The sequence below is a fragment of the Actinotalea sp. genome, assembly GCF_041597215.1.
Classification (GTDB): domain Bacteria; phylum Actinomycetota; class Actinomycetes; order Actinomycetales; family Cellulomonadaceae; genus Actinotalea.
In genome coordinates, this window is the sequence record NZ_JBFHHB010000189.1 from 1 (window position 1) to 6,148 (window position 6,148).

The following is a 6,148-nucleotide window of genomic DNA, read 5'->3' on the forward strand; positions in this document are numbered from 1 at the left end:
CAAGACGGCGCCGTACGTGCGGACCACCGAGATGGACTCCGTGCTGGACTTCTCCTTCCAGTCCGCCGCCTCGACCTTCGCCCGGGGCTTCTCCCCGTCGGCGCTGTCCGCCGTGTTCGCCTCCGACGACTGGTACACCACGCCGGACTCGAGCTCCTCCGCGCTGCCGACCTTCCTCGGCAACCACGACATGGGGCGTATCGGCTACGGGGTCAAGGACGACCCGGCCGGGCTCGAGCGGTCTGCGCTCGCGCACAGCCTCATGTACCTCACCCGGGGCCAGCCCGTCGTCTACTACGGCGACGAGCAGGGCTTCGTGGGTGACGGCTCGCTGGGCGGCACCGACAAGGACGCCCGGCAGGACATGTTCGCCACCCAGGTCGACGAGTACGCCGACCAGCAGCTGCTCACCGGGGAGACGGCAGGATCCGTCGACAGGTTCGACACCACGGCTCCGCTGTACGGGGTCATCGCCGAGCTCGCAGCGCTCCGCTCGGGCACCCCGGCGCTGCGCGACGGTGCCCAGATCGAGCGACCTGTCACGGGTGCGGGCAAGGACTCCGTCTACGCGTTCTCCCGGGTCGAGCGGACCGAGCAGGTCGAGCACCTCGTCGCGGTGAACAACGCGAGCTCCGCCGCGACGGTCGACATCGTCACGCTCACCCCCGGTGCGACCTTCACCGCGCTGCACGGCGTCTCCGGCCCGGTCACGGCCGCGGCGGACGGCACGGTCACGGTGAGCGTCCCCGCGCTCTCGGCCCTCGTGCTGGTCGCGGACGGCACCGTGGCGACGGCCGACGGCGGCCCGTCGCTCTCCCTCGGGCTGCCCGCACCCGGCACCGCGGTGGACGGCTCGGTCGCCGTCCAGGCCACCGTCCCGGACAGCTGGCAGGAGACCTCCTTCGCCTGGCGCGTGGTCGGGGACACCTCCTGGACCCCGCTCGGCACCGCCGAGACGACGCGCCCCCGGGTCTTCGCCGACGTCCCCGAGTCCCTCGGTGACGGCACGCTCGTGGAGTACCGGGCGGTGTCGGTCGACGCCTCCGGTGCCCGCGCCGCCGACTCGACCTACGGGTCCGTCGGCTTCTCGGTCACCGGCCAGGTCGCGGTGGAACCTCCGCCGACCGACCCGGGCGACCTCCAGGTGACCGTTCCCGGCAGCTACCAGAGCGAGGCCGGCTGCCCCGGCGACTGGCAGCCCGAGTGCACCGCCACTCAGCTCGCCTACCAGGGCAACGGGCTGTACGCGGGGACCTTCACGATCCCTGCCGGCAGCTACGAGTACAAGATCGCCATCGGCGGGAGCTGGACCGAGAACTACGGAGCCGGCGGGGTGCCGGGCGGGGCCAACATCCCCCTCGTCGTCGCGGCCGACGGCCCGGTGACCTTCGTCTACGACGCGATCAGCCATGCGGTGACGAGCAGCGCGCAGGGTGCGCTGCTGACCGTGCCCGGCAGCTATCAGAGCGAGGCCGGTTGCCCGGGTGACTGGCAGCCCGAGTGCCTGGCCACGGTCCTGCTCGACGTCGACGGCGACGGCGTGTACACCTTCACCACCTCACGGATCCCGGCGGGCTCCTACGAGGCGAAGGTCGCGCACGGCCTGTCCTGGGCCGAGAACTACGGAGCAGGCGGTGCGAGGGACGGCGCGAACATCCCGTTCACCGCTCCGGGCGGCAAGCCGGTGACCTTCCGGTACGAGCTCGCCACGCACCTGCTGACCATCGAGGTCACCGATCCGCCGCTCGCCGGCGTGGGCACGTGGCAGGCGCACTGGATCGACGGCGCCACGCTCGCCTGGCCGTCCTCCCTCGTCCCGGCGGGAACCGATCCCGCTGCGCTGAGCTGGACGCTGCACCACGCCCCCGACGGTTCCCTCGAGGTGGCCGACGGCGCCGTGACCGGCGAGTCCGTCGCGCTCGAGTACGACCCGGAGGGCCTCACCGCCGACCAGGTGGAGCGGTTCCCGGCGCTGTCCGGGTACCTGGCGCTGCACCTCGACGCCTCCCGCGCCGAGATCGAGCAGTGGCTCATGGGCGAGCTCATGGTGGCGCAGTCCGACGCGACGGGGCTGACGGCAGCGACGGGGGTGCAGATCCCCGGGGTGCTGGACGCGCTGTACGCCGCCGACGCGACCGAGCGCAGCCTCGGTGCGAGCTGGCGCAACCGTCGCCCGACCCTTGCCGTCTGGGCACCCACGGCCCAGGACGTCGCCCTGCTGCTGTGGCGGGGCGGGGACACCTCTGGCGACCCCGAGCGGGTCGCGATGACCCGGGAGTCCGACGGCACGTGGACGGTGGCCGGGGCGCGCGACTGGAGCGACGCCGCGTACCAGTACGAGGTGACCGTGTACGCGCCCAGCACCGACGCCGTCGAGGTGAACCGGGTGACCGACCCCGCGTCGGTCGCCCTGACGGTGAACTCCACCCACTCGGTGCTCGTCGACCTCGACGACCCCCGGCTCGCCCCTCGCCTGTGGCGGGTGGCGAAGCAGCCCGTCGTCGACCCTGTCGACCAGACGATCTACGAGCTGCACGTGCGGGACTTCTCGATCAGCGACCCGACGGTGCCCGAGGCGCTGCGCGGCACGTACCTCGCGTTCGCCCAGCAGCGCAGCGCCGGACGCACCCACCTGCGTGAGCTCGCCGACGCGGGTCTGACCACGGTGCACCTGCTGCCCACCTTCGACATCGCCTCGATCGAGGAGGACCGCTCGGCACAGCAGACCCCGCCGTGCGACCTCACCTCCTTCGCCGCTGACTCGAGGGAGCAGCAGGCCTGCATCGCGCAGGTCGCCGACGCCGACGCGTTCAACTGGGGCTACGACCCCCTGCACTGGACCGCGCCGGAGGGCTCCTACGCCGTCGACCCGGACGGCGCCTCGCGCGTCGTGGAGTTCAGGACGATGGTGGGGGCCCTGCACTCCGACGGGCTCCAGGTGGTCCTCGACCAGGTGTTCAACCACACCGCGGCGAGCGGCCAGGACGAGCAGTCGGTCCTGGACCGGGTGGTGCCCGGCTACTACCACCGGCTCAACGCCGTCGGAGCGGTCGAGACGTCCACCTGCTGCCAGAACATCGCCACCGAGCACGAGATGGCCGAGCAGATGATGGTCGACTCCGTGGTCACCTGGGCCAGGCAGTACAAGGTCGACGGCTTCCGCTTCGACCTCATGGGCCACCACAGCGTCGAGACGATGCAGGCGGTCCGCGATGCCCTCGACGGCCTGACGAAGGCTCGGGACGGCGTCGACGGGACGACGGTCTACCTGTACGGCGAGGGCTGGAACTTCGGCGAGGTCGCGAACAACGCCCTCTTCACGCAGGCGACCCAGGGCCAGCTCGGCGGGACCGGGATCGGCACGTTCAGCGACCGGCTGCGCGATGCCGTCCGTGGCGGTGGCCCGTTCGACGAGGACCCGCGGATCCAGGGCTTCGGCTCGGGCGCGTACACCGACCCGAACGGAGCGGCGATCAACGGGGACGAGGCGCAGCAGCTCGCGGCGCTCCGGCACAGCGAGGACCTCGTGAAGCTGGGGATGGCGGGCAACCTGCGGGACTTCGCGTTCGAGACGTCCGACGGCTCGGTACGCACCGGCGCAGAGCTCGACTACAACGGGCAGCCCGCCGGGTACGCGGACTCCCCCGAGGAGGTCATCACCTACGTCGATGCGCACGACAACGAGACGATCTTCGACGCCCTGACCCTCAAGCTGCCGCAGAGCACCTCGATGGACGACCGGGTCCGGATGAACACCGTCGCCCTGGCCACCACGGCCCTGGCGCAGACACCGTCGTTCTGGCACGCGGGGGCGGACCTGCTGCGCAGCAAGTCGCTCGACCGCAACTCCTACAACTCCGGTGACTGGTTCAACGTGCTCGACGTCACGGGGGAGACGAACGGCTTCGGCCGGGGCCTTCCGCCGGCGGCCGACAACGAGGCCAAGTGGGTCTACCAGCAGCCCCTGCTGGCCGACCCGGCGCTCGTCCCGTCCGCCTCCGACATCGCCACGGCGTCCGACGCGGCTCAGGACCTGTTGCGGCTGAGGTTCTCCACCGAGCTGTTCCGGCTCGGCTCGGCCTCGCTCGTCGAGCAGAAGGTCTCCTTCCCGAACGGCGGACCCGACTCCGTTCCCGGCGTGGTCGTCATGCGGATCGACGACACCGTCGGCCGGGACGTCGACCGTCGGCTCGACGGCGTGCTGACCGTGCTCAACGCCTCGGACGAGGAGGTGTCGATCGCCGTCGAAGGGCTGGCGGGGGAGCGGTACGTGCTGTCCTCCGTCCAGGCCCGGGGCGACGACCCCGTGGTGCGCCGGACCCGCTGGGACGTGGCGAGCGGGACCGTGACGGTCCCGGCGAGGACCGTCGCCGTCCTCGTCGACGACCAGTCGCGCCACCCCGGCTCGTGCGGACCGCGCCGGGTCTGAACCAGGACCTGCCGGCCCGGCCCTCAGGAACCGGACGGGCCGGCAGGTTGCCAGGCACGCGCGGCCGCCGTCAGCGACTCCTGCACCTCGGAGGTGCTCGCCTGGCCACGGCCGAGGCGGCCGACGACCGCGGTGAGCTCCGCGAGAGCCTGCGGGGTGGTGACCCCGCCATGGGCGAGCGAGAGCACGATCTCGTCCGTGCGGAGCGACTCGAGGGCGCGCCGTGGGTAGGTGCCCAGGTCCACGGAGGGGATGTCGGACCTGGCGGGCGCTGCGCCCTTGGCGTCCGCGAACGCGATCTGGACGTCGGGTGCGGCGACGGTCGCCAGCCACAGCCTGGCGTTCTCGGGATCCGGTGCACCGACGGCCTGGGCGAACCCGTCGACGACGATGTCGTCCACCCCGTCGGTGCCGGGGAACGGCTGCCATCCGATCGGGTCGCGCAGGAGCTGCGCAGCCCAGTCGCCCATCACGAGGAAGGCCGCTTCTCCGGAGTCCAGCCGATCGGCGCAGTCCGACCAGTCGAGGGCGTCGCGATCGGGGTTGGCGTAGCCGAGCAGGCGGGCGTAGTCCTCGATCGCGGCGGTGACCTCGGCCGAGTCGCCGCTGCCGTCCCACAGGGCGGTGTACCCCGCCGGGCCGAGTCGCGAGAGCAGCACCTGCTCCAGCAGATGGACCTGGGTCCAGGGGGCACCGAGCACCAGTGGGGTGTGCCCGCTCGCGCGGACCCGGTCGAGCGCGACGAACCATTCGTCGAGAGTGGCGAACGTCGCCAGGGGGTCGATCCCCGAGTCCGCCAGCACCGAGGGGTTCGACCAGACCAGGTTCGCCCGGTGCACGTTCGTGGGGACCGCGTAGGGGATGCCGTCGGCACTGACCAGGTCGAGCACGACCTGGGGAAGGGCGCGGTCCAGCCCGAGGTCGGCGTACAGCGCGGTGAGGTCGCTGACCTCGCCCGCGGCGATCTGCTCGGCGAGCTCTGCGCCACCGTGGACCTGGAAGGAGTCGGGCGGGTCGCCGTTGGCCATCCGGGAGGCGAGCACGTCCTTGGCTGCACTCCCGGCGCCACCGGCGACTCCGCCGTGGATGAACTCGATCTCGGGGTTCGCGCGGCGGAACGCCGACGTCAGGACGTCGGAGGCGAGCTTCTCCGATCCGCTGGCCCACCAGGTGAAGACCTCGACCTGGGACTGCGTGCTCGCAGCCGGCTCGGCGCCGGGAGCACACGCGGCGAGGGCGCCGAGCACCCCCAGCGCGGTGAGGGCGGCGGCAGCCCGGCGGACGGCAGCCCGAGGGCGGATCGTCACAGCACCTCCTCGGGCCGGCATGCGTTCGTCGCGGGTGAGCATCCCACGTCGGCCGCACGGCCGGACGGTATCCTCGCTGCGTGGCCAAGGACCGGGCGACGCCGGGATCGCAGACAGCCCTGCGCGAGGCGAACCGCGCGCGCATCGTCGCGGTCGTGCAGCAGCGTGGCTCCATCACGCAGATCGAGCTCGCGGGGATCACCGGGCTCTCGCCCGCCACCGTCTCCAACATCGTCAAGGAGCTCACCCTCGCCGGGGTGCTGCAGACCGCGCCGACCTCGCGTTCCGGCCGCCGCGCGCAGGAGGTCACCCTCGCCCGCAACCTCGGCCTGGTCGCCGGGGTGCAGGTGAGCGAGCGCTCCCTTCGCGTCGCGCTCGCCGACGTGAGCCAGCGCATCGTCGCCGACCAGCG

At 72.3% G+C, this 6,148-nt stretch carries 3 protein-coding genes; 2 read left to right on the top strand and 1 reads right to left on the bottom strand.

Translation table 11 applies throughout. From position 1 onward, the window contains the following. Window positions 1-16: 16 nt before the first annotated feature. The gene (pulA, locus tag ABWK99_RS12315; RefSeq protein WP_372594996.1) at window positions 17-4,429 is read left to right on the top strand and encodes a pullulanase-type alpha-1,6-glucosidase; all 4,413 of its coding nucleotides are present in this window, start codon (window positions 17-19) and stop codon (window positions 4,427-4,429) included. Window positions 4,430-4,452: 23 nt separating this feature from the next. Here the strand turns inward: pulA and ABWK99_RS12320 are convergent, their stop codons facing one another. Then, window positions 4,453-5,736 carry an ABC transporter substrate-binding protein gene (locus ABWK99_RS12320; RefSeq protein ID WP_372594997.1) on the bottom strand — a complete coding sequence of 428 codons (1,284 nt, stop codon included), beginning with the start codon at window positions 5,734-5,736 and terminating at the stop codon, window positions 4,453-4,455. A gap of 80 nt (window positions 5,737-5,816) precedes the next feature. On the opposite strand from ABWK99_RS12320, the gene ABWK99_RS12325 reads away from it, so the two are divergent. After that, on the top strand, window positions 5,817-6,148 hold a 332-nt coding region (locus ABWK99_RS12325; protein WP_372594998.1), incomplete at its 3' end, for a winged helix-turn-helix domain-containing protein.